The following is a 22,928-nucleotide window of genomic DNA, read 5'->3' as shown; positions in this document are numbered from 1 at the left end:
CACGTGCAGCGGCGTGAACTCTGTGAACAGAACGGTGACGGTCGTCACACGACTGGACAGCATGAGCGGGTCGGGAGGGTCCCGCACACCGCTGGAGGAACTGATGAGCGACAGCACCGGTCAGGCGACCAACCGCCGCAAGGACCGCACCCACTACCTCTACCTCGCCGTGATCGGCGCGGTCGCCCTCGGCATCGCCGTGGGCATCCTCGCGCCGGACGCCGCCGTGCAGCTCAAGCCGCTCGGCCAGGCCTTCGTCGCGCTGATCAAGATGATGATCCAGCCGGTCATCTTCTGCACGATCGTCCTCGGCGTCGGCTCGGTGCGCAGCGCGGCCAAGGTCGGCCGCGTCGGCGGGCTCGCGCTCGGCTACTTCATGGTGATGTCGACCGTCGCCCTGGGCATCGGCCTGGTGGTCGGCAACCTGCTCCACCCGGGCAGCGGCCTGCACATCACCTCCGCGACCGCGGAGGCCGGCAGCGGGCTGGCCGAGGGCGCGCACGCCACCACCGCCGACTTCCTCCTCGGCATCATCCCGACCTCGCTCCTCGGTGGCCTCACCTCCGGAGAGGTGCTGCAGACGCTCCTGGTCGCCCTGCTCGTGGGCTTCGCGCTCCAGGCGATGGGCACCGCGGGGGAGCCGGTGCTGCGTGGCGTCGGCCACGTCCAGCGACTCGTCTTCCGCGTCCTGTCGATGATCATGTGGGCGGCGCCGGTCGGCGCGTTCGGCGCCATGGCCGCCGTCATCGGGGAGACCGGCGTCGACGCGCTGAAGAGCCTCGCCGTCCTGATGGTCGGCTTCTACATCACCTGCGCGCTCTTCGTGTTCGTCGTCCTCGGCACCATCCTGCGGGTCGCCGCCGGCGTGAACCTCTTCAGCCTGCTGCGCTACCTGGGCCGTGAGTTCCTGCTGATCCTGTCGACGTCGTCGTCGGAGTCTGCCCTGCCGCGCCTGATCGCCAAGATGGAGCACGCAGGCATCGACCGGCCCACCGTCGGCGTGGTCGTCCCGACCGGTTACTCCTTCAACCTCGACGGCACCGCCATCTACCTGACGATGGCCTCGCTCTTCATCGCCTCCGCGATGGGCGACCCGCTCTCGATCGGCGAGCAGGTCTCGCTGCTGCTCTTCATGATGGTCGCCTCCAAGGGCGCGGCCGGCGTGACGGGTGCCGGCATGGCGACCCTCGCCGGCGGCCTGTCGTCGCACCGTCCGGAGCTGCTCGACGGCGTCGGACTGATCGTCGGCATCGACCGCTTCATGTCGGAGGCGCGTGCGCTGACGAACTTCGCCGGCAACGCCGTCGCCACGGTGCTCGTCGCAGGCTGGACCGGTGGCATCGACCGGGGACAGCTGGACCGCGCACTCTCGGGCGCCGATCCGTTCGACGAGTCGAGCATGGTCGACGACGGACACGGCGAGGTCGTGGCACCGGTCAGCGTCCCGGCGCCGCGGGAGCACGCCACCGCCTGACCCCTGCCGCGCACCACGCCTGTGTCGGCGTATCGAGACGTGGATCTCGATACGCCGACACTCGCCGTTCCGACGGCTGCTCACCCGGCGGCGTCGCTAGGTTGATCCCCATGACGTCGGACGAGCTGCTCGAGCTGCTCCGCCGCGTCGTACGCCGGGTCGGGCACGGCCTCTGGCGGCTGATCACCGCGACGGTCGCGTCGTGCCTGCGGTGGCGTGTGACGGGCCTCGCTGCGGAGGCGGCGTTCTTCGCGGTGCTCTCCGTCCCTCCGTTGATCTTCGCGCTGACCGGCGCCATCGGCTTCTTCGTGAAGGAGTTCACGGCGGCCCAGATGCTGGAGATCCGCACGGACGTGATCGACCTGGCCAGTCAGGCGATGACCGAGAGCACGGTCAACGCGGTGATCGCCCCGACGTTCGACATCGTCATGAAGGGCGGCCGCCTCGACGTCATCTCGATCGGCTTCGTGCTGGCCCTGTGGTCGGGCTCGCGAGCGCTCAACGTCTTCGTCGACACCATCACGATCATGCACGGCCTGGGCGGGTCGCGGGGAATCATCCGGACCCGGATGCTCTCCTTCGGGCTCTACATCCTCGGCCTGCTCACCGGCATGGTCACGATCCCGCTCGTCGTCGCCGGCCCGTCGCTCGTGCGCCGGTGGATCCCCGAGCGTCTCGACTTCCTCGAGAGCCTCTACTGGCCGACGGTCCTGCTGCTCTGCGTCTGCTTCCTGACCACGCTCTACCACGTGAGCGTGCCGTCCCGGTCGGCCTGGCGCTACCACCTGCCGGGAGCGTTCTTCACGATCGTCTGCTGGATCGGTGGCTCGTGGCTGCTGCGGACCGTCCTCACCGCCACGGCGGGTGAGTCGACCAGCGTCTACGGCCCGCTGTCCGCGCCGATCACGGTCCTGATCTGGCTCTACATCGTCTCGATCGCCGTGCTCATCGGCGCCGCGGTCAACGCCTCCGTCGACGTCGTGTGGCCACACCTGACGAACAGGTCCGTGCCAGACTGACGCCCGTGGGAAACGTGAACCTTCCGACCCCCGTCGTCATCGCCGCGGGCGTCATCGTCTTCGCGGGCGGTTACCTGACCGGCGCGGTCACCGGCTGGGACTCGCCGGACCGTACGACAGCCGTCGTCTCGTCGTACGACACGAAGACACACCGTCTGTGCCTCAAGGCAGACGCGGTCTCCGACCTCGAGGGTGCGAAGGGCGACACGCTCTGTGGCCAGTGGCAGCGCGTCTCGGGCTCGGCCGTGCCGACGGTCGGCGACGAGTTCCGCTTCGTGTCCTCGGTGACCAGGGGCCAGGCCGGCACCGCCGACGACCGGATCAGCATCTTCGGCGAAGTCGCCGACTGAGCGGGCCGGCCCGTGCTGCACCTGCGCGCCGTCGTACCGGCCGCGTCGTCCGCCGCCGTGGTCGAGCTCCTGCGGGCCGACCCTGCGGTGACGGGACTGACGGTGGTCCGCGGAGCGGCGCTGCTGCCCGCGGGTGACCTGGTCGAGGCCGACCTGCCCCGCGAGGGCGCCAACGCCGTGGTCGAGGCGCTGCGCGCCCTCGGCGTGCACCGCGACGGCACCGTGCAGCTCCAGCCGGTGGCGACCTGGGCCTCGCGCGACGGGTTCGACGCGGAGCGGCGCACGCCCGGCAGCAGCGCGGACGCCGTGGTCTGGGCCGACGTCGTGCAGCGCGGGTACGACGACAGCGAGCTGAACTGGATCTTCCTGACGTTCATGAGCCTGGCGACGTTGCTGGCGAGCATCGCGATCGTCCTGGACTCGCAGATCCTCGTGATCGGAGCCATGGTCCTCGGCCCGGAGTTCGGGGCCGTCGCAGCGCTCGGCGTTGCGCTGGTGCGGCGCCGCGGCACCCTGCTCGCGACGGCCACCCGTGCCCTCGCGCTGGGCTTCCTGGTCGCGATCGCGGTGAGTGCCGCCCTCGCGCTCGTGGGCCGGGCCCTGGGCTGGGTGACGGTCGAGCAGGTCACGGCGGCGCGCCCGGCGACGGCGTTCGTCTACTCACCCGACCGGTGGTCTTTCGTGGTGGCGGTGATCGCCGGTGCGGCGGGAGTGCTCTCGGTGACCTCATCCCGGGTCGGTGGACTGTCGGGTGTCTTCATCTCGGTGACCACGATCCCGGCCGCGGGCAACATCGCTCTCGGCCTGGCGTTCTGGCAGACCGACGAGATCGTCGGAAGTGCCCTCCAGCTGGCGGTGAACCTGACCGGCATGGCGCTCGCCGGGTGGCTCACGCTCGCCGTCCAGGAGCGGGTCTGGAGTCGTGTTGCCGTGCGCCGTGTCCCTCGGCTGGAAGATCGGCGCCGGTCCGACGTGTACGGCGCCTGACCGCGGGTACCCGTGGTGGGCAAGCAACCGACACGAAGGAGGAACCATGGGGTTCGAGGACAAGGCAGCCAACAAGTTCGAGGAGATGTCGGGCGCGGCCAAGGAGAAGGTCGGCGACGCGACGGACAACGAGGACCTCGAGGCCGAGGGGACCGTCGAGAAGGCGAAGGCGAACCTCAAGCAGGCCGGCGAGAAGCTGAAGGACGCCTTCACCGAGTGACGTGGACGCGCGTCAGGTAGCCGACGCCGGCGCCGATGACCACACCGATGATCGTCTCGATCCAGCGGTCCCACAGCAGGACGCCGGTCGGCGTCGGACTGGCGAGGTGGACCATGAGCAGCGCCAGCGGCGTGATGGTGACCAGCGCCAGCGCGTAGTTGCGGCCGACCAGGACCTCGGTCGCGGCGAGCAGCACGGTGACGACGAGGATCGTCACCAGACCGCCGAGGTGCAGCTCGAGCAGGAGGGCGGCGAGCACGAGGCCAAGCGTCGTGCCCGCCGCCCTCTGCAGTGCTCGCGTCAGCTGGGCGTCGAGCTCCCGTGCCGCCAGCGGCACGACCGCGGCGATCATCGCCCAGTAGGGGCGCCCGATCCCGACGGAGGTGGCGATCGTCCCTGCGAGGACCACGGCGACCACGCTGCGGGCGACATGGCGCCGCAGGGCCCGGTCGAGCGCCCGCCCGGGTCGCGGTCGGGCGACGCCCCATCCGCTGCGGACGGCACCCACGGCGCCCACGGCGACGGCGAACGCGGCGGCAGCGGCAGCGGCGACGGCGGAAGTGAGCACGTCGGACGGGACTGCCGGGATGGAACCCGTCGACGCGACGGCGAAGACGAAGAACATCGGACCTGGCGGGTGCCACTGCTGCAGGTCGGACAGCACGGCCCCCACGGCTGCCACCCCAGCCGAGGCCGCGACCGCAACCCATGCCCGGCTGTCGAGGCAGCCCACGGCTGCTCCGAGGCTGACCGCAGCGGTGAGCAGCAGGCCGACGGTGGTCTGCATGGTGAGGCGGGTGCGGTGCGACTCGCCGCGCCCGTAGACCGAGGCGAAGGCGCCGAAGGTGGCATAGAGCGACCACTCGAGGTGGCCGGAGGCCCAGAGCAGCAGCAGGGGAGCACCCGTCGACACGGCGGCACGCAGCGCCACCCAGCGGGTGCCCTCGAGACGCTGCACGACGAACGCCGCCTGCACCGGGCCCGGCACGGTCACACCCGTCCTCCTCCGAGAAATGAGAAAACCCCGCTGGTCGCGTCTCCGCAGACCAGCGGGGCTCGTCCCGCGGTGGGTGATACTGGGTTCGAACCAGTGACCCCTTCGGTGTGAACGAAGTGCGCTACCACTGCGCCAATCACCCGTGGTGTGTCAGAAACCCTAGCGCAAAGGGTTCAGTGAGCCGAAACCGGGCCAGCCGAACCGCCAGACGAGGGCTGCCGCGGCCACGCATGCGAGCGCCAGGGCGAGGCCGAGCAGCAGCGCACGTCGTCGGCGTACGGCGGGGTCCATGGTGCGCGCCCGCTCAGCCGCGACGGCGGCCTTGTGCCGCGCGGTGCTGAGCCAGCGGCGGGCCCACTCCCACTCCAGTGCAAGGAGCCCGAGGCCCGCGAGGATCCCGACGATGCCGGGCCCGGGCGTCACCATCATCACCAGCCCGGCGGTCAGCACGAGGAGGCCGGCGACCGTGACGACGAGCTTCGTGATCGCTCCACTGACCGGGTGTGCGTGCAGGCGCTCGTGCAGCCGCCTGAGCCAGTGCACCTCCGCCATGGGGCGAGGTTAGCGGGGGAGTGTTCGCCCGGGCGGCCGGCTGACCCCGTCCGTGCACTGTGACTGGGGTCACCCCAGAGGTCGTGCGGAAACCGCGTCATGACCGTCGATGGCACCCGTTTCATCCGCGAAGGCCACGCTGAGCGGCCCGGGTCCACCTGGAGGAAGCAATGCAGTTCGACGAGATCAGGACGACGACGGTCACCGAGTCCGTCACCCTCGACTGTGTCGATGGCGCGGGTCAGGCGATGACCCTCCCCGGCGAGCTCGGGTACACCTCCACCGACCCCTACGCGGTCACGATGACGTTCCGCACGGTGGGCGGGGACGTGGTCTGGACCTTCGCCCGTGACCTCATGGTCCGCGGCCTCACCACGCCTGCAGGCGATGGAGATGTCCACGTGTGGCCGTGCCTCGACGCCGACGGCCAGGCCGTCGTGATCATCGAGCTCCACTCGCCCGACGGCGAGCTGCTCGTCCAGGTCGCGACCAAGGACATCTACCGCTTCGTCAACCGCACGCTCGCTGCCGTGCCTCTCGGCACCGAGGGCGAGCACCTCGATCTGGACATGCTGATCGGCCAGCTCATGGCTGCCTGATCAGCCTCCTCGCCAGCAAGGTCCGAACCCCGGAGGGAGGGGTTCGGACCTTGTTCCATTTCGCCGTCGTGCCCTGTCAGTCGCCGACCGGCAACGCCTGCCACGCACGCTGTGCGGCACGCGTCGTCGGCCCGGGACCACCGATCTCCCGGCCATCGACGCTCGTCACGGGCTGTACGCCGCGCAGGCTGCTGGTCAGGAAGACCTCGTCCGCGTCCCGCAGCACGTCGTACGGCGCGTCGACCTCGCGTCCGCCGGTCGCCGCGAGGACGAGGCGCCTCGCGATGCCGTCCAGGAGGCCGGTCGAGGCCGTCGGCGTCCGCAGCTCGCCCCCGATCACGTAGAAGACATTGCTCGTGGCCCCTTCGGCGAGAAAGCCGCCGGTGGTGGCCAGGAGGGCCTCACCCGCCCCCCGCTCGTGTGCCCATGCCAGGAGGCGGCGGCCCTGGTCGCCCAGCGCCTCGGTCTTCGCCCCGGCTGCGGGTGCGGTCGGATCGCGGGCCTCGTCGGCACGGAGCGCACTGGTCGTCGCGTCGTGTCCCGCGAACGGCGCAGCGGTGACGGTCAGCGTGTCGCCGTCCCAGCGGATCCGCATCCGCGAGGAGGGTCTGACGGTCGCCCCGGCCTCCACGAGGGCGGCCGTGACGCGCGCGTCGACGGTGCGCCAGTCGGGCGCGGGCAGGCCGGCGATCCGGGCGCTCTGGTCGATCCGGCGAAGGTGCAGGCCGAGGTGGTGGGGCTCGCCGTCGCGGACCAGCACGGTCGTGAAGACGCCGTTCGCCGTTGCCTGCATGGGGAAATCCTGCCACCCGACACGCTCCGGACCCCCGATTTTGCACGTCGGATGCGTTCCGCTAATGTTCTCGTCGTTGCCCGGGGCGGAAGCCGCGGAAACAACAAGCGGACGTAGCTCAGTTGGTAGAGCACAACCTTGCCAAGGTTGGGGTCGCGAGTTCGAGTCTCGTCGTCCGCTCGGAGAAGTCAAGTGCACCTTGACTGGGCCACACCAGGCCTCCATGGTGGGTTGGCCGAGAGGCGAGGCAACGGACTGCAAATCCGTGTACACCGGTTCAAATCCGGTACCCACCTCCAACTCACCACAACTCAAAAGCTTGGGCGATTGGCGCAGCGGTAGCGCGCTTCCTTGACACGGAAGAGGTCACTGGTTCAAACCCAGTATCGCCCACCACCAAGCCCCCTCCGGGATCCGGAGGGGGCTTCGTCCTTCAGGCGTGCCGGTGCTGGCGCCAGTCGTCGCGTGCCCGGATCACCCGGTTCGCGACCTGGATGGCGCCGTAGGTGGCGAGGGCTGCGACCGCGAGGAAAGGGGCCGCGAGGAAGCGGCCGACCTCCTCGATCTCGTCGACGGCCTCGTCCCGCAGCGCCTCGGCGTTGTCGTGCCTGACCTGGCTCTGAGTCATGGTGCACCTCCGATCACCGCCAGCATCGCGCGCGTGCGGTGGTCGCGACAGGGCCCGGGGTCGCCCTGGCCCGGGCCGAATGGCCCGCGGGCCTGTCGGCCGCGATGTCGCGGCCGACGGGGTCAGATCCCGCTGGCGCCGACGGCACGACCGACGACGTAGGTGATCGCCATCGCCATCAGGCCGCCGACCAGGACCCGCGTCATGGCGCGACCGCGCCGCGCGTCGCCGAGGTGAGCGGAGATGTAGCCGGTGGCGACCAGGCCGAGGGCGACCGCGACCACGATGCACGGCAGGCGGTGCCACCCGATCAGCGACGCCAGGATCGGGATGAGGGCGCCGAGGCTGAACGAGATCGCCGACGAGATCGCCGCGTGCCAGGGGTTGGTCAGGTCTTCCTGGTCGATGCCGAGCTCCAGCGCCAGGTGTGCGCGCAACGGATCTGCCTCGGTGAGCTCGTGCGCCACCTTCTGCGACGTCTCGGGGGAGAGGCCGCGCTGCTCGAGAAGACCGACCAGCTCGAGGAACTCCTCCTCGGGCTCGTGCTTCAGCTCGTGCTTCTCCTTGGCGATCAGCGCGAGCTCGGTGTCGCGCTGTGTGCTCACGGAGACGTACTCGCCCAGGGCCATGGAGACAGCGCCTGCGGCGAGGCCGGCGATGCCCGCCGTCAGGATCGCGGTGGGCTCCGGTGTCGCGGCGGCGACGCCGATCACCAGGCCGGCCGTGGAGACGAGGCCGTCGTTGGCGCCCAGGACGCCTGCGCGCAGCCAGTTGAGCCGGCTCGCCGTCGAGGCCGCGTGCGGCTCGTCCGGGTGCGCCAGCGGCGGGGGAGGAGTCGTGTCATTCGCCATGGACGCGACGCTAGCAGCGGTGAAGGGGCAGTGCCCCGCTCACAGGATCGGACGTCCCCCGGTCACCGCCACCCGAGCGCCGGACATGTAGCTGGCTTCGTCGGAGGCCAGCAGGACGTACGCCGGCGCGAGCTCGGCCGGCTGGGCGGCCCTGCCGAGCGGTGTGTCGGAGCCGAAGCCCTCGACCTTCTCCTCCGGGAAGGACGACGGGATCAGCGGCGTCCAGACCGGGCCCGGGGCCACGCTGTTGACCCGGATGCCGCGCGGTCCGAGCTCCTGCGCCAGGGAGGCGCAGAAGTTGGCGATCGCGGCCTTGGTCGCGGCGTACGGAGCCAGCGTCGGGTTGGGGGCGTCGGAGTTGACCGAGGAGCTGCCGATGATCGCGCTGCCCTCGCGCAGGTGGGGGAGTGCAGCCTTCACGAGGCGGAACATGGCGCCGATGTTCACGTCGAACGTGCGGTCCCACTCCTCGTCGCTGACCTCGGCGATGGACTCGTGGGCCATCTGGTACGCCGCGTTGCAGACCAGGACGTCGAGTCCCCCGAGCTCGTCGACGGTGCGCTGCACCAGCTCGGCCGCCAGGCCTGGTTCGGCGAGGTCGCCGGGCAGCAGGAGGGAACGCTGCCCGGCCTCCTCCACGAGCGCGGCCGTCGCCTCCGCGTCGGCATCCTCGTTCAGGTAGGCGATCGCCACGTCGGCGCCCTCGCGGGCGTAGGCGATGGCCACCGCGCGTCCGATGCCGCTGTCGGCCCCGGTGATCAGGGCCTTCTTGCCGGCGAGCCGGCCCGAACCGCGGTAGGTCTCCTCACCGCAGTCCGGGACCGGCTCCATCCAGCCCTGGTGGCCCGGCGGCTCCTGCCGCTGGGCCGGGATCTGGACAGGTGTCGTCATCTCAGCTCGCCGCCGGGAGGTCGACATGGAGGGCCGAGCGGAGGTCCGCCAGGATCCGGGTCAGCAGGCGCGAGACCTGCATCTGCGTGACACCGATCTCGCGACCGATCTCCTTCTGCGTGAGCCCGTCGAAGAAGCGCATCCGCAGGATCTTCCGGTCACGCGGCCCGAGGGTGCGGATCGCGTCGGCCAGCATGGCGCGGGCCTCCGCGGCGTCGAAGCCGTCTTCCTCGCTGGCCATGAGCTCCCCGAGCGGGGTGCCCGACGAGCGGACCGGCTGGTCCAGCGAGCTCGGCGAGAAGCACCCGTCGGCTGCCATCGCCTCGGCGACCTCGGCCTCGTCCTCGCCGATCGCCTCGGCGATCTCGGCCAGGTCGGGCTCGTGGCCGGTCTCCTGCTCGAGCTCCGATCGCGTGCGGATGACCTCCGCCTGCAGCTCCTGGATCCTCCGCGGCGGCCTGACGGTCCAGCCGTGGTCGCGGAAGTGCTTCTTCACCTCGCCACGGATGGTCGGCACGGCGTACGCGAGGAAGTCACCGGACCGGTCCGGGTGATAGCCGCGTGCGGCCCGGATGAGGGCCATGTACGCCACCTGCTCGAGGTCGTCGAGCGGGATGCCGCGACCGCCGTACGGCGCGGCGAGGGTGCGGGCGACCGGCATGTTGATCCGGACGACCTCGTCGAGGGCCTCACGGCGCTCCTGCTCGGACGAGGTGCTGTGCGCGAGGGCGAGGAGAGCCCGTGTGCGCTGACGCCGCTCCAGGCGGCTGAGGGGGCTGTGCGGGTTGTTGACAGCAGTGTTCGCAGAGATGGAAGAGAGGTGCATGACGATTCCTTGCGGGATTCGTATGGAGCCTGCCCACGTCTTGAGCAGGTCTGTGTCACCTGTGCTGCATTTCGAACCTAGACCGGTCCAGACCACCAGGACAAGGCCAAGCACGCCGATGCATGAAGGTTCTGCAGATGGGTACACCGGCCGCATGCACTGGACCTACTGGCTCGCTGGAGCAATCGCCCTCGCCTTCGTCGCGAGCATCCTCGTGTTCGCCGCCCTGCGCGACCGGCGCCGTGGCAAGGAGGTCGTCGGCGACCTCCCGGAGCGGACCGACCCGACGGAGCACCCCACCACGGAGCATGGGTCGGGGCCACGCGGGTAACTCCCGGGCACACCATCTACACGAGGGAGAGATCCATGGCACAGCTCACCGAGGCGGGCGTCATCACCGGCACCGCCGACAAGGACTACAACCTGATCTGGTTCACGGAGACCTGCCTCAGCAACGCGCTGCGCCTCGAGACGTACATCGAGGATGCGCGACGCGCCGGCGACGAGGAGGCCGCTGCCTTCTTCGCACGCGCCCAGACGTCCTCCATCCGTGGGGCCGAGGAGGCGAAGTCACTCCTCCGCAACAGGCTCGTCGCCTGACTCGACCACGTGTCCGTGGGTGCGGGCTGCCCCGACCAGGGGCAGCACCGCCCAGATGACGGCGAAGAGCACGAGCGCGAAGGCCAACGAGGCCACGGCCGCGGGGCGTGGGGCGACCAGGTCGATCACCAGGAACAGGATCCCGCTGGTGACCAGCCCCAGCACCGCCAGGCCGCCGAGCGCGCACCAGTTCGCCAGCTCGACGATCAGCTTGCGCTGACGTCGCCGGAACAGCACGCGGTGGAAGGCGACCGGTGCGACCAGCAGGGACGTCGCGAGCAGCGAGCCGCAGAAGACCACGACGTACGCCGCGAGCTGCACGTCGTCGAGCTCCTTGAAACGGTCCGAGAACGGGACCGTGAGCAGGAAGCCGGACAGGAGCTGGACGCCTGTCTGGGTCACGCGCAGCTCCTGCAGCAGCTCGTGGAAGTTGCGGTCGAGCGTCTTGGGATCGTCGGGGTCGGGACCGGGTACGTGCCTCATGCACCGCCCCGTACCCGCGCGCGGGCGGCGGACTACCTGTGCCTGCACAGGCGAAGCGCTGCGGTGGGACGGAGATCGGCGCTACCTTTCCGGGGACGGCAGGATGGGCATTCCGCCCTGCCAGAGTGCCTCGGAGGTTGTCCGTGCCGGAGCCGCGCTCAGCGCTCACGTTCGCCCAGCTCGCCCACGAGCTGCACGAGCAGGGTGGTCTGGAGGAGACCATCGAGCTGCTGCTCGACTCGGCCCCTGCGCTCGTGGGCACCGACTGCGCCTCGATCCTGCTCCTGCGGCACGGAAGGCTGGTCGAGAGCGGGCCGCGCACCGCAGAGATCGCCGACAAGGCGGACCGGCTCCAGGTCGACCTCGGCGAGGGGCCGGCGTTCGTCGCGGTGCGTGAAGAGCACTCCGTCCTCGTGAAGGACTCGGCACTCGACAGCCGCTGGGCGCACTGGGGTCCGTCCGTCGCGGGGCTCGGGCTCCACAGCGCGCTGTCGGTGCGCCTGTGGACCTCGAAGCACACCCTCGGCGCCCTGACGTTCTACGCCAGCCGGCCGCATGCGTTCGACGTCGACGAGGTCGCGATCGCGGAGATCATCGGCCGGCATGCCTCGGTGGCGCTGGCTGCCGCGCGCCAGGAGGAGTCGCTCAGCCAGGCGATCGACGCGCGCAAGCTGGTGGGCCAGGCGCAGGGCATCCTCATGGAGCGCTACGACCTCGACGACGCGCAGGCCTTCGACGTCCTGCGTCGCTACTCGCAGACGACCAACACGAAGCTGAACGAGGTGGCGCGCGAGCTCGTGTCCACCCGCAGGCTGCCCGAGCTCTGACCGGCAGCCCGCACCGCTGCGTCGCTGCCCGGACGGGCACCCGATACGCGTTCGAGACCGCACGCTGTCGTCGCTAGGATCACGCCACGAGGCGGGGCCGTAGCCCGCCCGCAACCTGAGGGAGCTCAACCGTGTCCGAGATCAAGGTCAGCATCGTCACCGCAGACGGCACGGAGGAGTGCACCGTCGCCGCCGGCACGAAGGCATGGGAGCTCTTCACCGAGCAGCCTGACGTCATCGCGGCGCGCGTGGGTGGCCTCGAGGGTGCCCTCAAGGACCTGAGCTACGAGCTCGTCGACGGCGACACCGTCGAGGGCGTCGCGATGGCGTCCAAGGACGGTCGCGACATCCTCCGGCACTCGTGTGCCCACGTGCTCGCCCAGGCCGTGCAGGAGATCTTCCCGGAGGCGAAGCTCGGCATCGGCCCGCCGATCGAGAACGGGTTCTACTACGACTTCGACGTCGAGGTTCCCTTCACCCCGGCCGACCTCGAGAAGATCGAGTCGCGGATGAAGAAGATCATCAAGGAGAACCAGAAGTTCTCACGCCGGGTGACCAACGACGCCGACGCGCTCGTCGAGCTCGCGAACGAGCCGTACAAGATCGAGCTGATCGGCCTCAAGGGCAACTCGGCCGAGGCGGCCGAGGGTGCCTCCGCCGAGGTCGGCGCGGGTGAGCTCACCATCTACGACAACCTCAACCGCAACGGTGAGACGGTCTGGAAGGACCTGTGTCGCGGTCCGCACCTGCCGACGACCAAGCGGATCCCGGCGTTCAAGCTGATGCGGTCGGCGGCGGCGTACTGGCGCGGCAACGAGAAGAACAAGCAGCTCCAGCGCGTCTACGGCACCGCCTGGGAGTCGAAGGAGGCGCTCGACGACTACCTCCACCTGCTCGAGGAGGCCGAGCGCCGCGACCACCGCAAGCTCGGCAAGGAGCTCGACCTGTTCTCGTTCCCGGACGAGATCGGCTCCGGCCTTCCCGTGTTCCACCCGAAGGGTGGCGTCATCAAGCGGGTCATGGAGGACTACGTCCGCCAGCGCCACATCGAGGAGGGCTTCTCCTACGTCGGCACCCCGCACATCACCAAGGACGGCCTGTTCCACACCAGCGGCCACCTTCCGTACTACGCGGACACGATGTTCCCGCCGATGGAGTTCGAGGGTCAGAACTACCAGCTGAAGGCGATGAACTGCCCGATGCACAACCTGATCTACAGCTCCCGTGGCCGCTCCTACCGCGAGCTGCCGCTGCGCCTCTTCGAGTTCGGTCACGTCTACCGCTACGAGAAGTCGGGTGTCATCCACGGCCTGACCCGCGTCCGTGGTTTCGCGCAGGACGACTCGCACAGCTACTGCACCAAGGAGCAGGCGCCGGCCGAGGTCAAGCACCTGCTCAACTTCATGCTGACCGTGCTCCGGGACTTCGGCCTCAGCGACTTCTACCTGGAGCTGTCGACCCGCGACGACTCCAAGAAGGACAAGTTCGTCGGCTCCGACGAGGACTGGGAGGTCGCGACCCAGGTGCTCGCCGACGTCTGTGCAGAGACCGGCCTCGAGCTCGTTCCCGACCCGGGCGGCGCCGCGTTCTACGGTCCGAAGGTCTCGGTCCAGGCGAAGGACGCCATCGGCCGCACGTGGCAGATGGGCACTGTCCAGTACGACTTCAACCAGCCCAAGGGCTTCGGCCTCGAGTACGTCGGTCCTGACGGCACCAAGCACCAGCCGGTGATGATCCACTCGGCGAAGTTCGGCTCCATCGAGCGCTTCTTCGGCGTCCTGCTGGAGCACTACGCCGGTGCCATGCCGCCGTGGCTCGCGCCGGTCCAGGTCACCGCCATCCCGATCGCCGAGCGCCACGTCGACTACCTCTACGACGTCGCCAAGCAGATGAACGCGCAGGGCCTGCGGGTCGAGGTCGACGAGTCCGACGACCGCATGCAGAAGAAGATCCGCAACGCGCAGCTGCAGAAGGTGCCGTTCATGATGATCGCCGGCGACGACGACGTCGAGAAGGGCGCGGTCTCGTTCCGCTACCGAGACGGCCGACAGGACAACGGTGTGCCGATCGCCGAGGCGATCGCCCGGGTCCAGGCCGCGGTCGCGAGCCGCGAGCAGGTCTGACCACCCAGCAACGGGCGCCCCGCCGGACCTGCCGGCGGGGCGTTCGTCGTGCTCCACCTGCCCGCGGTGTCCTCGGCGAGCCACGGGCTGGAAGGATGTCCGCATGCACAGCGACGAGCAGGCGATCCGCCAGGACGGTGTGGGCGAGCCCGACGGGCTGGAGCGGCTCTGGACGCCTCACCGCATGGCCTACATCAAGGGCGAGAGCAAGCCCTCGGACAGCTCCGTCGGCGAGTGCCCCTTCTGCCGGATCCCGACGCTCGGTGACGAGGAGGGCCTGGTCGTCCACCGCGGTGAGCTCGCCTACGTCGTCCTCAACCTCTACCCGTACTCGCCGGGGCACCTCATGGTCTGCCCGTACCGCCACATCGGCGACTACACGGAGACGACCCCCGAGGAGGTCGTCGAGATCGCCGCGCTGACCAAGCGGGCGATGGAGGTGATCCGGCTCGTGTCCGGCGCCCACGGCTTCAACATCGGCATGAACCAGGGCGCGATCGCGGGCGCCGGCATCGCGGCCCACCTGCACCAGCACGTGGTGCCGCGCTGGTCCGGCGACGCGAACTTCATGCCGATCATCGGCCGCACGAAGGTGCTGCCGCAGGTCATGAGCGACACGCGGATGCTCCTCGCCGACTCCTGGTAGGTCACCCGGGGTCAGGGGTTGCGTTACCCGTCGGTCGGGCAGACGGTGGAGGGGAGCGGCGGCGCCGCCGGGGCGCCGTCCCCGAAGCAGGGAGACCGACGTGTTTGCACGCTCCACCACGATCCACGGGAAGCCGGAGAACGTCGACCGGCTGGTCGACTTCGTCCGCGACACGGTCATGCCGTCGCTCACGGAGACCGAAGGATGCCTCGGCATCTCGCTCATGGTCGACCGCGAGCAGGGCCACTGCATCGCCACGAGCTCCTGGCTCGACGAGCAGTCGCTGCGCGCGAGCTTCGCGAGCCTGGGTGAGGTCCGCGACGAGGCGGCACGGATCCTCGGCGGGTTCGCGGGCGTCGAGGAGTGGGAGATCGCGGCCATGCACCGCGAGCACTTCACCCACCAGGGAGCGTGCGCCCGCGCCGTCTGGCTGCGCACCGACCACACCGAGATGGACCGCGGCATCGGGATCTACCGTGACGTCCTGCTCCCGATGCTGGAGGCGCTGCCCGGGTTCTGCAGTGCCAGCCTGATGGTGGACCGGGAGACGCGCCGGGCCTGTGCCACCACCGCCTTCGAGAGCCGCGACGCGATGGAGGCCAGCCGCGAGGAGAGCTGGGCGATCCGGGAGCGCGGCGTACGCGAGGCAGGGGTCGATGTGCTCGACGCAGCCGAGTTCGAGCTGGCCATCGCCCACCTGCGGGTGCCCGAGGTCGTCTGAGCGTGGGTGAACGCCGGGCGGCGCGTTCGCCGCCCGGCTGCTCGCCGGTCCCCGCGCGGTCACCGTCCGCGGGTAGCGTGCGGCGCATGGACGACCTCCGCGCCGACCTGCAGCTCGCCGCCACGCTGGTGCGCGAGGCCGGACACCTCGCCGCCTCGATGCGTGCCGAAGGGCTCGCGGCGAGCCACAAGACGTCGCTGTCCGACATCGTCACTGCCGCCGACCACGCGGCCGAGGCACACGTCGTGGCGCGCCTGCGTGCCTTCCGGCCCGATGACTCCATCCTCGGCGAGGAGGGCGCCGCTCATCAGGGCACGTCGGGGCGCACCTGGGTGATCGACCCCGTCGACGGCACCTGGAACTTCTTCCACGGCCTGGACTGGTGGTGCTCGGCGATCGCGCTGACCACCGACGACGACGTCGTGCTCGGCGCCATCCACCACCCCGCGACCGACACGACGTACGCCGGAGGGCCGGGGCACCCGGCCACGCGCGACGGGCTGCCCCTGGCCTCCCTGGGGGACCTTGGGGTCCACGAGGTCTGTGCCGCGACCTACCTGCACCCGGACCGGCACACCACCCCCGTCGGCGCGGCGTGGCGACGAGCCGTGGCCCGGCCGGCCACGCTGCGGGTCCTCGGCTCCGGCAGCATGGACGCGGTCGCGGTGGCGACCGGCATCCTGGGCGTCAGCTTCCAGCACGACGTCCCCCTGTGGGACCGCCTGCCCGGCGAGGCGCTGGTCCGGTCGCTCGGAGGCGTGCGCGAGGAGGTCGAGGCCGGGGGAGTGACGTGGAACGTCCTCGGGCTCCCGACCGCGGCCGGCGAGGTTGTGACGGCGCTGCGCGACGAGCGATAGCCTGCGCCCACCATGCTCGAACGCTTCCGCGGCTTCTGGACCGCCATCATCGCGCCCCTCGCCAAGTTCTTCCTCCGCCTCGGCATCAGCCCTGACGCGGTCACCATCGTCGGCACCTTCGGCGTCTGCGCCGGTGCGCTCGTGTTCTTCCCGCAGGGACGGCTCTTCGCGGGCGTCATGTTCATCACGGCGTTCGTCTTCAGCGACCTGATCGACGGCCACATGGCGCGCCTCTCGGGCCGCACCACCCGCTTCGGGGCGTTCCTCGACTCCACGCTCGACCGCGTCGCCGACGGTGCGATCTTCGCCGGACTCGCTCTCTACTTCGCCAGCCCGCACGGCGACGAGCTGATCGAGCTCGGCAGCCCCCACCTGTACCAGGTGCTCTGCCTCATCGCCCTGGTGATGGGCAGTGTCACCTCGTACGTCCGGGCGAAGGCGGAGTCGCTGGGCATGACCGCGCAGGTGGGCATCGCCGAGCGGGCCACCCGTCTGGTCTTCACGCTCGTGGCGACGGGCGTCGCGGCGCTCTTCGGACTTCCGTACCTCATCGAGGCGGTGCTCTGGTTCATGGCCGTGACCACCACCATCACGGTCGGCCAGCGCATCTGGGAGGTCCGGAAGCAGTGCATCGCGGAGGTCGCGGCGCAGGACGCCTCGGCCTGATCGATCGCGGCCGTTCCACCGGCCCCTCCCGGTGTCGGATCGTGAACCACGCGGCCCTAGGATTGGTGGCATGAGCGAGCAGCAGAACCCCACCACCGGCACCTCCCACGTCAAGCGCGGCATGGCCGAGATGCTGAAGGGCGGCGTGATCATGGACGTCGTCAACGCGGAGCAGGCGAAGATCGCCGAGGACGCCGGTGCCGTGGCGGTGATGGCTCTCGAGCGCGTCCCGGCCGACATCCGTGCTCAGGGTGGCGTCTCGCGCGCGTCCGACCCGGACATGATCGACGGCATCATCGAGGCGGTCTCGATCCCGGTCATGGCCAAGGCTCGCATCGGTCACTTCGTCGAGGCGCAGGTGCTGCAGTCGCTCGGTGTGGACTACATCGACGAGTCCGAGGTGCTGACCCCGGTCGACTACGCCAACCACATCGACAAGTGGGCCTTCACGGTTCCCTTCGTCTGTGGTGCGACGAACCTGGGTGAGGCGCTGCGCCGGATCACCGAGGGTGCGGCGATGATCCGCTCCAAGGGCGAGGCCGGTACGGGTGATGCCTCGAACGCGGTCACCCACATGCGCACCCTGCGTGCCGAGATCCGCCGCCTGACGACGCTCGCCCCCGACGAGCTGTACGTCGCGGCCAAGGAGCTCCAGGCGCCGTACGAGCTGGTCAAGGAGGTCGCCGAGACCGGCAAGCTCCCGGTGGTCCTGTTCACCGCGGGTGGCATCGCGACTCCGGCGGATGCGGCGATGATGATGCAGCTGGGTGCCGAGGGTGTGTTCGTGGGCTCGGGCATCTTCAAGTCCGGTAACCCGGTGCAGCGTGCTGAGGCGATCGTGAAGGCGACGACGTTCTTCGACGACCCGGATGTGATCGCGAAGGTGTCGCGGGGTCTGGGTGAGGCGATGGTCGGCATCAACGTCGCCGACATCCCGGTGCACCACCGCCTCGAAGAGCGCGGCTGGTGACCACGGCCGGTCCTTCTGGTCGTCGACCCTGACTGATGAGCACCAACACCGAACGCGCGGAGCGTGAGCTCCGCGCGTTCGCGCGTCTGCAGGTCCGCGCGGGCCTGCTCAACGAGGCCGAGCAGCTCGACGAGGTCCGGGAAGCCGTTGCCGCCGAGCTGCCGCACACCGACCCCGGCATCCTGGCCCGGGCCTGGCTCGCCGCGGCCCGAAAGGAGCTGCTCGAGGAGCAGGCCGGATGGCCGGCCACCACCGATGTGGACCGCCTGCGTGCGGCGTTCGTGGAGTGCCAGCAGCACGGCGTGAAGGTCCTGGCCGGCGTCGAGGACCACTGGGCGGCCCGGCGCGCCCTCGAGGAGGCCGCCGGCCAGCTGCGTGGGGTGATCTGGTTCGTGGTGATGGACGTCTGGCACGCCGTCGACACCCCCATGCTCGAGGTGAACCTCTGGCACGCCGACGGCGCCAACGCGGCGGAGGGTGACGCGCTCACCACCTCCGTCCTCGCGTGCCTGGAGCGCCATGGCCTGCGGGCCCGGTTCGACGAGGGCCGGATCGAGGTCGCCGCGCTCTGGCAGCGGCGCATCTGAGTTCACCGCAGCGTCACTGACGGGTCATGCGTCCCGTGTTCGGTGTCTCCATGAGCCGCGCACGCATGGACTGGATGGACACGCTGCGCGGGGGAGCGGTCGTCGCGGTGATCGGCCTTCACGCGCAGCTGACGACCACGCTCGTCACGGGCGCGGCGCTGCGTCCGCTCGTCTGGGTCAACGAGCACCTCGAGCCCGTGCGGATGCCGTTGCTCATGCTCTTGAGCGGCGTGCTGCTCTCGCGCTCGCTCGCGAAGGGCCTGCATCGGCACGTCGCCGGCAAGGTGCGCGCGATCCTGTGGCCCTACGCCGTGTGGATGGCCGTCGACCTGGCGCACGTCCTGCTCGACGCCGCCTCAGCGGGCCGTCCCGTGCCCTGGCACCTCGTCGGCCAGGCCTTCCACGACCCGCAGGGCTACCTGTGGTTCCTCGGCTGGCTCTTCGCGTTCCACCTCCTCGCCGGCCCGCTGCCGGCGCCGGTGCGGACAGCGCTCATGGTCGGTGGCTTCGTGCTGGCCCACGGTGTCTCGGGGCTCGATCCGGACGCCGCCCGGTTCGTGTGGCTCTTCCCGTTCTTCCTGCTCGGCGACGTGCTCGGCCGCGCGCTGCCCGGCCGCGTGCCACCCGCTGTCGCAGTGGCAGCTCGTCGCGTGCACGTCCCTGCTCTCGCCTCCGTCGGACGCAGCTCGATCGTCTACTACGTCTGCCACATGCCGGTCGTCGTGTACGCCGTGCCGCTGCTGTGGGCAGGCCTCGAGGTCCGGATGCCCTGGCTGGTCTGGGTCCTCACGGTCGGCCTGGCGCTCGCTGCGGGCCGTGCCCTGGCGGCGGTGCAGCACGCCCCGCGCTGGCGCCTGCTCTTCGCGTGGCCGCGGGCCAATGTGACGCAACCCACGGTCGGAAACACCACCTTTCCTGTTTTCCGGGACGCCATGTCCCACTAACGTCGTTGTCATGAACACGGCGTCTCACTAACCGGTGAGCGCGGTCACACGACGAGGTGAAGCATGACGACTGACGTGAGCTACGAAGAGCACCTGGCGACGCTGTCGCAGGGCTCGGTTGACCTCCACTTCGACCCGTTCGTCGACATCGACTGGAGCTCCTACGACGTCTCCGCGGACAACCCCCAGTGGGTCCTTCCGCCGGAGCACGAGATGGGCGCCCACCCGTGGTACCAGGCGCTTCCCGCGGACCGTCAGCGGCAGATCGGCCGCGCCTACATGGCGCAGGTCGCGAAGGTCGGCCTCGAGTTCGAGAACCTCCTGATCCGCGGCCTCATGCAGTACGTCTACGACCTGCCCAACGGCTCGCCGGAGTTCCGCTACGTCACCCACGAGGCGACCGAGGAGACGCACCACACGCAGATGTTCCAGGAGTTCGTGAACCGCTGCGAGTACGACGCCCCGGGCATGCAGAAGTGGACCAAGACGTTCGTCATGCAGAACCTGATCCCGTCGTTCGCGCGGATCTTCCCGGAGTTCTTCTTCGTACTGGTGCTCGGCGGCGAGGAGCCGATCGACCACATGCAGAAGGTCTACCTGCGCGCCGGCGAAGGCAAGATCCACCCGCTGATGCGCCGCATCATGCAGATCCACGTCGCCGAGGAGGCGCGCCACATCTCCTTCGCCCACGCGAAGCTGACCGAGGACGCTCCGGGCATGGGCCGGATCCGCCGCGGCCTGCTGTCGGTCCTCACGCCGCTGGCGTTCCGGATCATGGCCGACATGATCCTGATCCCGCCGGGTCGCATGTGCAAGGAGCTCGAGATCCCGCGCGAGGTCATCCAGGACATCTACTGGGGCGCTCCCGAGCGCCGCATCGTGCTCAGCGAGATCTTCGGCGACGTGCGCATGCTGACGTCGAAGGTGGGCCTCGCCGACAACCGGGTCGCACGCCACCTGTGGAAGCGCCTCAACATCGGCGGCACTCCGTCGCGCTTCCGCGGCGAGATCCACGACCGCACGATCCACGAGCCGGCCGCGGTCGACCACCACGCCGCCTGACGGTCGGCCCACTTCCACCTGAGACAGGACGTCATGCCCCACGTCGTCACCCAGTCGTGCTGCGCCGACGCCTCGTGCGTCGTCGCCTGCCCGGTCAACGCCATCCACCCCGGTCCGCTCGAGGACGGCTTCGCCCTCGCGGAGCAGGTCTACATCGACCCTCAGACCTGTGTGGACTGTGGCGCGTGCGTCACCGCATGCCCCGTCGGGGCCATCAAGGCACACACCCGGCTGGCTCCGGCCGAGCTGCCGTTCGTCGACATCAACGCGGACTTCTTCGCCGGCGTGGACCGGAGCGACCGCCCGGTCCTGGCACCGCTGCGGCGGCGTGAGCGGCCGGCGGCGGACAGCCTCCGCGTCGCCGTCGTCGGCGCCGGTCCGGCAGGCCTGTACGTCGCCGACGAGCTGCTGCACTTCCCGGGCGTCACGGTGACGGTCCTCGACCGGCTGGACGTGCCGCACGGCCTCGCCCGCTTCGGCGTGGCTCCCGACCACGCGCACACCCGCAGGATCCGCAGCCTCTTCGAGACGATCGAGAAGCAGCAGGGCTTCACCTACGAGCTCGGCGTCGAGGTCGGCAAGGACGTCTCCCACGAGCAGCTGGCTGCGGCGTACGACGCGGTCGTCTACACCGTCGGCGCGTCGGCAGACCGAGCCATGGGCATCCCCGGCGAGGAGCTGCCCGGCAGCATCTCCGCCACCTCGGTCGTCGGTTGGTACAACGGCCATCCGGACCACGCGGACGTCGCGCCCGACCTCACCGGCGAGCGGGTCGTCATCGTCGGCAACGGCAACGTGGCCCTCGACGTCGCACGCATCCTGACCGCCGACCCGAGCTCCCTCGAGGGCACCGAGATCGCACCGGCCGCGCTCGAGGCGCTGCGGTCCAGCAGCGTCCGCGAGGTCGTCGTGCTCGGTCGCCGCGGACCGGCCGAAGCGGCGTTCACTCTGCCCGAGCTGGTCGGCCTCGCCGGGCTGACCGAGGTCGACGTGGTGGTCCACGACGGCGAGACGGTCCTCGCGGGCCTGCCGGCGAGCCCGAAGGTCGACCTTCTCCGCGAGATCGCCGCGCGCCCCGCGGCGACAGGGGAGCGGCGCCGGATCGTGCTGCGCTTCCTGTCCGCCCCGGTCGCGGTCACCGGGACGACGCGCGCGACGGGCCTCGAGGTCGCCCACACCGTTCTCGTCGCCGACCAGGCCGGTCCGGTCCGGGCTGAGCTGACCGATCAGCGCGAGACCATCGAGGCGTCGATGGTGCTGCGGAGCGTGGGCTACCGCGGTCGCCCGGTTCCGGGCCTTCCGTTCGACGAGAAGACCGGCACCGTCCCCAACGAGAAGGGCCGTGTCGAGCCCGGCGTCTACGTCGCCGGATGGATCAAGCGCGGTCCCACGGGCTTTCTCGGCACCAACAAGACGTGCGCCGAGGAGACGGTCGACAGTCTGCTCGCCGACGTCGCCAGCGCACGAATCGCCCCCGGATCTGACAAGATGGCGGCCCGATAGCAACTTCTGGGCCGAAAGTGGGTCATGGGGACCGACGAACCGCAGGTGGACGGGCGCAGTGTGCGCTGGGAAGCGCACAAGCGTGAGCGTCGCGCTGCCATCATCCAGGCAGCCATCGAGGCGACCGAGGAGCACCCGCCCGGCACCGACATCCACGTCCAGCTGATCGCGAAGAAGGCCGGCATCGGCCGGCCAGTGGTCTACCGCCACTTCGTCGACCGCGACGACCTCGACCGCGCGGTCCAGCGCCGTGCGCTCGACATGCTGACCGAGCAGATCATCGGCGCCGTCGTCGAGGGTGGCGGCCTGCGCGACGTGATCGAGCGCGCCGTCCTCCGCTACGTCCAGTGGGCGCACGACCACCGGGCCCTGCACCGCTTCGCCATGCGCGAGCTGCCCGGCAAGATCGACAACCCGGTCCGCAACGTCATCCGCGGCATCTCGGAGCAGTTCAAGCCGCTGCTCCTGGAGGGTGCCACGGTGCTCGGAGTCGAGCTCGACGAGGACGACGCGGCGACGGTCGACCTGGTCGCCTTCGGCGTGGTGTCGCAGATCGTCTCCGCCGTTCGCCTGTGGCTGGCGCGCGGCGAGGACCGCAAGCCCGACCCGGAGCCGCTGGCCTACCGGCTCTCGCAGATCATCTGGTACCAGCTGGACGGCATGGCCAGCACGCGCGGTGGCAAGCTCGACCCGAACCTGCCCATCGCGAACCTGACGACGCTGCTCGCCGCGACGCAAAACTAGAATCGTCG

28 protein-coding genes and 4 tRNA genes are annotated in these 22,928 nt (G+C 70.1%); 23 read left to right on the top strand and 9 right to left on the bottom strand.

The window, feature by feature from the left end; all coding sequences use genetic code 11:
- Positions 1-103 precede the first annotated feature (103 nt).
- The 5 genes from Q5722_RS01160 (at position 104) to Q5722_RS01140 (ending at position 4,050) form a co-directional block, all read left to right on the top strand.
- The gene (locus Q5722_RS01160) at positions 104-1,474 is read left to right on the top strand and encodes a cation:dicarboxylate symporter family transporter (RefSeq protein ID WP_305026372.1); all 1,371 of its coding nucleotides are present in this window, start codon (positions 104-106) and stop codon (positions 1,472-1,474) included.
- 110 nt (positions 1,475-1,584) lie between these two features.
- Positions 1,585-2,493 (top strand): YihY/virulence factor BrkB family protein, encoded by a 909-nt coding sequence (locus tag Q5722_RS01155; RefSeq protein ID WP_305026371.1) that lies wholly within the window; start codon positions 1,585-1,587, stop codon positions 2,491-2,493.
- A 5-nt stretch (positions 2,494-2,498) separates the two neighbouring features.
- A complete protein-coding gene (locus Q5722_RS01150; RefSeq protein WP_305026370.1) occupies positions 2,499-2,843 on the top strand; it encodes a hypothetical protein in 345 nt (114 codons plus the stop codon).
- Between the two features lie 12 nt (positions 2,844-2,855).
- Positions 2,856-3,830: a DUF389 domain-containing protein gene (locus Q5722_RS01145; protein ID WP_305026369.1), complete on the top strand. Its 975-nt coding sequence runs from the start codon at positions 2,856-2,858 to the stop codon at positions 3,828-3,830.
- Between the two features lie 46 nt (positions 3,831-3,876).
- Complete coding sequence (locus Q5722_RS01140; protein ID WP_305026368.1) at positions 3,877-4,050, top strand: CsbD family protein; 174 nt, start codon at positions 3,877-3,879, stop codon at positions 4,048-4,050.
- On the opposite strand, the gene Q5722_RS01135 is transcribed toward Q5722_RS01140, so the two are convergent.
- The 3 genes from Q5722_RS01135 to Q5722_RS01125 form a co-directional block, all read right to left on the bottom strand.
- Positions 4,040-5,044, bottom strand: a complete 1,005-nt coding sequence (locus tag Q5722_RS01135) for an FUSC family protein (protein ID WP_305026367.1) — start codon at positions 5,042-5,044, stop codon at positions 4,040-4,042. The two genes, Q5722_RS01140 and Q5722_RS01135, sit on opposite strands and share 11 nt — an antisense overlap.
- Positions 5,045-5,117: 73 nt before the next feature.
- Positions 5,118-5,189: transfer RNA gene (locus Q5722_RS01130), tRNA-Val, on the bottom strand.
- 17 nt (positions 5,190-5,206) lie between these two features.
- Positions 5,207-5,599 (bottom strand): PGPGW domain-containing protein, encoded by a 393-nt coding sequence (locus Q5722_RS01125; protein ID WP_305026366.1) that lies wholly within the window; start codon positions 5,597-5,599, stop codon positions 5,207-5,209.
- A gap of 170 nt (positions 5,600-5,769) precedes the next feature.
- On the opposite strand from Q5722_RS01125, the gene Q5722_RS01120 reads away from it, so the two are divergent.
- On the top strand, positions 5,770-6,198 hold the full coding sequence (locus tag Q5722_RS01120) for an SsgA family sporulation/cell division regulator (RefSeq protein ID WP_305026365.1): 429 nt from the start codon (positions 5,770-5,772) through the stop codon (positions 6,196-6,198).
- A gap of 76 nt (positions 6,199-6,274) precedes the next feature.
- Here Q5722_RS01120 and Q5722_RS01115 read toward each other — a convergent pair whose 3' ends face one another.
- The gene (locus tag Q5722_RS01115) at positions 6,275-6,991 is read right to left on the bottom strand and encodes an aminotransferase class IV (protein ID WP_305026364.1); all 717 of its coding nucleotides are present in this window, start codon (positions 6,989-6,991) and stop codon (positions 6,275-6,277) included.
- A 107-nt stretch (positions 6,992-7,098) separates the two neighbouring features.
- On the opposite strand from Q5722_RS01115, the gene Q5722_RS01110 reads away from it, so the two are divergent.
- From Q5722_RS01110 to Q5722_RS01100, 3 genes are all read left to right on the top strand, one after another.
- A tRNA-Gly gene (locus tag Q5722_RS01110) sits at positions 7,099-7,171 on the top strand.
- 45 nt (positions 7,172-7,216) lie between these two features.
- Positions 7,217-7,290 (top strand) — tRNA-Cys (locus Q5722_RS01105).
- A gap of 22 nt (positions 7,291-7,312) precedes the next feature.
- A tRNA-Val gene (locus Q5722_RS01100) sits at positions 7,313-7,387 on the top strand.
- Between the two features lie 37 nt (positions 7,388-7,424).
- On the opposite strand, the gene Q5722_RS01095 is transcribed toward Q5722_RS01100, so the two are convergent.
- From Q5722_RS01095 to Q5722_RS01080, 4 genes are all read right to left on the bottom strand, one after another.
- Positions 7,425-7,619, bottom strand: a complete 195-nt coding sequence (locus Q5722_RS01095) for a hypothetical protein (RefSeq protein ID WP_305026363.1) — start codon at positions 7,617-7,619, stop codon at positions 7,425-7,427.
- A 122-nt stretch (positions 7,620-7,741) separates the two neighbouring features.
- Entirely contained in the window at positions 7,742-8,470 is a 729-nt protein-coding gene (locus tag Q5722_RS01090; protein ID WP_305026362.1) for a VIT1/CCC1 transporter family protein, read from the bottom strand.
- A gap of 39 nt (positions 8,471-8,509) precedes the next feature.
- Positions 8,510-9,361 carry an SDR family oxidoreductase gene (locus tag Q5722_RS01085; protein WP_305026361.1) on the bottom strand — a complete coding sequence of 284 codons (852 nt, stop codon included), beginning with the start codon at positions 9,359-9,361 and terminating at the stop codon, positions 8,510-8,512.
- A 1-nt stretch (position 9,362) separates the two neighbouring features.
- Positions 9,363-10,187, bottom strand: coding sequence for a sigma-70 family RNA polymerase sigma factor (locus tag Q5722_RS01080; RefSeq protein ID WP_305026360.1), 825 nt, complete (start codon positions 10,185-10,187; stop codon positions 9,363-9,365).
- A gap of 154 nt (positions 10,188-10,341) precedes the next feature.
- Here Q5722_RS01080 and Q5722_RS01075 point away from each other — a divergent pair, with 154 nt between their 5' ends.
- Both Q5722_RS01075 and Q5722_RS01070 read left to right on the top strand, forming a co-directional pair.
- Positions 10,342-10,518 (top strand): hypothetical protein, encoded by a 177-nt coding sequence (locus tag Q5722_RS01075; protein WP_305026359.1) that lies wholly within the window; start codon positions 10,342-10,344, stop codon positions 10,516-10,518.
- A 35-nt stretch (positions 10,519-10,553) separates the two neighbouring features.
- Complete coding sequence (locus Q5722_RS01070; protein WP_305026358.1) at positions 10,554-10,787, top strand: hypothetical protein; 234 nt, start codon at positions 10,554-10,556, stop codon at positions 10,785-10,787.
- Here Q5722_RS01070 and Q5722_RS01065 read toward each other — a convergent pair.
- A complete protein-coding gene (locus Q5722_RS01065; RefSeq protein ID WP_305026357.1) occupies positions 10,758-11,270 on the bottom strand; it encodes a DUF6328 family protein in 513 nt (170 codons plus the stop codon). The genes Q5722_RS01070 and Q5722_RS01065 overlap by 30 nt on opposite strands.
- Before the next feature lie 143 nt (positions 11,271-11,413).
- Here Q5722_RS01065 and Q5722_RS01060 point away from each other — a divergent pair, with 143 nt between their 5' ends.
- The 12 genes from Q5722_RS01060 to Q5722_RS01005 all read left to right on the top strand — a co-directional run bounded on the left by Q5722_RS01060 (position 11,414) and on the right by Q5722_RS01005 (position 22,920).
- The gene (locus tag Q5722_RS01060; protein WP_305026356.1) at positions 11,414-12,097 is read left to right on the top strand and encodes a GAF and ANTAR domain-containing protein; all 684 of its coding nucleotides are present in this window, start codon (positions 11,414-11,416) and stop codon (positions 12,095-12,097) included.
- A gap of 131 nt (positions 12,098-12,228) precedes the next feature.
- Positions 12,229-14,220, top strand: a complete 1,992-nt coding sequence (gene thrS / locus Q5722_RS01055; RefSeq protein ID WP_305026355.1) for a threonine--tRNA ligase — start codon at positions 12,229-12,231, stop codon at positions 14,218-14,220.
- A 103-nt stretch (positions 14,221-14,323) separates the two neighbouring features.
- On the top strand, positions 14,324-14,866 hold the full coding sequence (locus tag Q5722_RS01050; RefSeq protein WP_305026354.1) for an HIT family protein: 543 nt from the start codon (positions 14,324-14,326) through the stop codon (positions 14,864-14,866).
- 100 nt (positions 14,867-14,966) lie between these two features.
- Complete coding sequence (locus tag Q5722_RS01045; protein WP_305026353.1) at positions 14,967-15,587, top strand: antibiotic biosynthesis monooxygenase; 621 nt, start codon at positions 14,967-14,969, stop codon at positions 15,585-15,587.
- Between the two features lie 86 nt (positions 15,588-15,673).
- Positions 15,674-16,444 carry an inositol monophosphatase family protein gene (locus Q5722_RS01040; RefSeq protein WP_305026352.1) on the top strand — a complete coding sequence of 257 codons (771 nt, stop codon included), beginning with the start codon at positions 15,674-15,676 and terminating at the stop codon, positions 16,442-16,444.
- Between the two features lie 12 nt (positions 16,445-16,456).
- A complete protein-coding gene (pgsA, locus tag Q5722_RS01035; protein WP_305026351.1) occupies positions 16,457-17,110 on the top strand; it encodes a phosphatidylinositol phosphate synthase in 654 nt (217 codons plus the stop codon).
- A 70-nt stretch (positions 17,111-17,180) separates the two neighbouring features.
- Positions 17,181-18,080 (top strand): pyridoxal 5'-phosphate synthase lyase subunit PdxS, encoded by a 900-nt coding sequence (gene pdxS, locus Q5722_RS01030; protein WP_305026350.1) that lies wholly within the window; start codon positions 17,181-17,183, stop codon positions 18,078-18,080.
- A 35-nt stretch (positions 18,081-18,115) separates the two neighbouring features.
- Positions 18,116-18,667 (top strand): DUF6891 domain-containing protein, encoded by a 552-nt coding sequence (locus tag Q5722_RS01025; protein WP_305026349.1) that lies wholly within the window; start codon positions 18,116-18,118, stop codon positions 18,665-18,667.
- A gap of 50 nt (positions 18,668-18,717) precedes the next feature.
- Positions 18,718-19,611 carry an acyltransferase family protein gene (locus Q5722_RS01020; RefSeq protein WP_305026348.1) on the top strand — a complete coding sequence of 298 codons (894 nt, stop codon included), beginning with the start codon at positions 18,718-18,720 and terminating at the stop codon, positions 19,609-19,611.
- A gap of 63 nt (positions 19,612-19,674) precedes the next feature.
- The gene (locus Q5722_RS01015; RefSeq protein WP_305026347.1) at positions 19,675-20,673 is read left to right on the top strand and encodes an AurF N-oxygenase family protein; all 999 of its coding nucleotides are present in this window, start codon (positions 19,675-19,677) and stop codon (positions 20,671-20,673) included.
- A gap of 33 nt (positions 20,674-20,706) precedes the next feature.
- Positions 20,707-22,176, top strand: coding sequence for an FAD-dependent oxidoreductase (locus Q5722_RS01010; protein ID WP_305026346.1), 1,470 nt, complete (start codon positions 20,707-20,709; stop codon positions 22,174-22,176).
- Between the two features lie 45 nt (positions 22,177-22,221).
- Positions 22,222-22,920: a TetR/AcrR family transcriptional regulator gene (locus Q5722_RS01005; protein ID WP_305026345.1), complete on the top strand. Its 699-nt coding sequence runs from the start codon at positions 22,222-22,224 to the stop codon at positions 22,918-22,920.
- The last annotated feature ends 8 nt before the right edge of the window (positions 22,921-22,928 follow it).

It is taken from the genome of Nocardioides jiangxiensis (genome assembly GCF_030580915.1).
GTDB classification, from domain to species: domain Bacteria; phylum Actinomycetota; class Actinomycetes; order Propionibacteriales; family Nocardioidaceae; genus Nocardioides; species Nocardioides jiangxiensis.
This window is presented reverse-complemented; position numbering and strand designations above follow the sequence as displayed.

What these genes read in the sequence shown, in the direction of transcription:
- pdxS (WP_305026350.1), top strand. Translation starts at nt 17,181, where the DNA reads ATGAGCGAGCAGCAGAACCCCACCACCGGCACCTCCCACGTCAAGCGC.
- Q5722_RS01120 (WP_305026365.1), top strand. Translation starts at nt 5,770, where the DNA reads ATGCAGTTCGACGAGATCAGGACGACGACGGTCACCGAGTCCGTCACC.
- Q5722_RS01015 (WP_305026347.1), top strand. Translation starts at nt 19,675, where the DNA reads ATGACGACTGACGTGAGCTACGAAGAGCACCTGGCGACGCTGTCGCAG.
- pgsA (WP_305026351.1), top strand. Translation starts at nt 16,457, where the DNA reads ATGCTCGAACGCTTCCGCGGCTTCTGGACCGCCATCATCGCGCCCCTC.
- Q5722_RS01020 (WP_305026348.1), top strand. Translation starts at nt 18,718, where the DNA reads ATGAGCCGCGCACGCATGGACTGGATGGACACGCTGCGCGGGGGAGCG.
- Q5722_RS01075 (WP_305026359.1), top strand. Translation starts at nt 10,342, where the DNA reads ATGCACTGGACCTACTGGCTCGCTGGAGCAATCGCCCTCGCCTTCGTC.
- Q5722_RS01080 (WP_305026360.1), bottom strand. Translation starts at nt 10,187, where the DNA reads ATGCACCTCTCTTCCATCTCTGCGAACACTGCTGTCAACAACCCGCAC.
- Q5722_RS01010 (WP_305026346.1), top strand. Translation starts at nt 20,707, where the DNA reads ATGCCCCACGTCGTCACCCAGTCGTGCTGCGCCGACGCCTCGTGCGTC.
- Q5722_RS01160 (WP_305026372.1), top strand. Translation starts at nt 104, where the DNA reads ATGAGCGACAGCACCGGTCAGGCGACCAACCGCCGCAAGGACCGCACC.
- Q5722_RS01125 (WP_305026366.1), bottom strand. Translation starts at nt 5,599, where the DNA reads ATGGCGGAGGTGCACTGGCTCAGGCGGCTGCACGAGCGCCTGCACGCA.
- Q5722_RS01095 (WP_305026363.1), bottom strand. Translation starts at nt 7,619, where the DNA reads ATGACTCAGAGCCAGGTCAGGCACGACAACGCCGAGGCGCTGCGGGAC.
- Q5722_RS01090 (WP_305026362.1), bottom strand. Translation starts at nt 8,470, where the DNA reads ATGGCGAATGACACGACTCCTCCCCCGCCGCTGGCGCACCCGGACGAG.
- Q5722_RS01050 (WP_305026354.1), top strand. Translation starts at nt 14,324, where the DNA reads ATGCACAGCGACGAGCAGGCGATCCGCCAGGACGGTGTGGGCGAGCCC.
- Q5722_RS01025 (WP_305026349.1), top strand. Translation starts at nt 18,116, where the DNA reads ATGAGCACCAACACCGAACGCGCGGAGCGTGAGCTCCGCGCGTTCGCG.
- Q5722_RS01155 (WP_305026371.1), top strand. Translation starts at nt 1,585, where the DNA reads ATGACGTCGGACGAGCTGCTCGAGCTGCTCCGCCGCGTCGTACGCCGG.
- Q5722_RS01085 (WP_305026361.1), bottom strand. Translation starts at nt 9,361, where the DNA reads ATGACGACACCTGTCCAGATCCCGGCCCAGCGGCAGGAGCCGCCGGGC.
- Q5722_RS01065 (WP_305026357.1), bottom strand. Translation starts at nt 11,270, where the DNA reads ATGAGGCACGTACCCGGTCCCGACCCCGACGATCCCAAGACGCTCGAC.
- Q5722_RS01140 (WP_305026368.1), top strand. Translation starts at nt 3,877, where the DNA reads ATGGGGTTCGAGGACAAGGCAGCCAACAAGTTCGAGGAGATGTCGGGC.
- Q5722_RS01115 (WP_305026364.1), bottom strand. Translation starts at nt 6,991, where the DNA reads ATGCAGGCAACGGCGAACGGCGTCTTCACGACCGTGCTGGTCCGCGAC.
- Q5722_RS01040 (WP_305026352.1), top strand. Translation starts at nt 15,674, where the DNA reads ATGGACGACCTCCGCGCCGACCTGCAGCTCGCCGCCACGCTGGTGCGC.
- Q5722_RS01070 (WP_305026358.1), top strand. Translation starts at nt 10,554, where the DNA reads ATGGCACAGCTCACCGAGGCGGGCGTCATCACCGGCACCGCCGACAAG.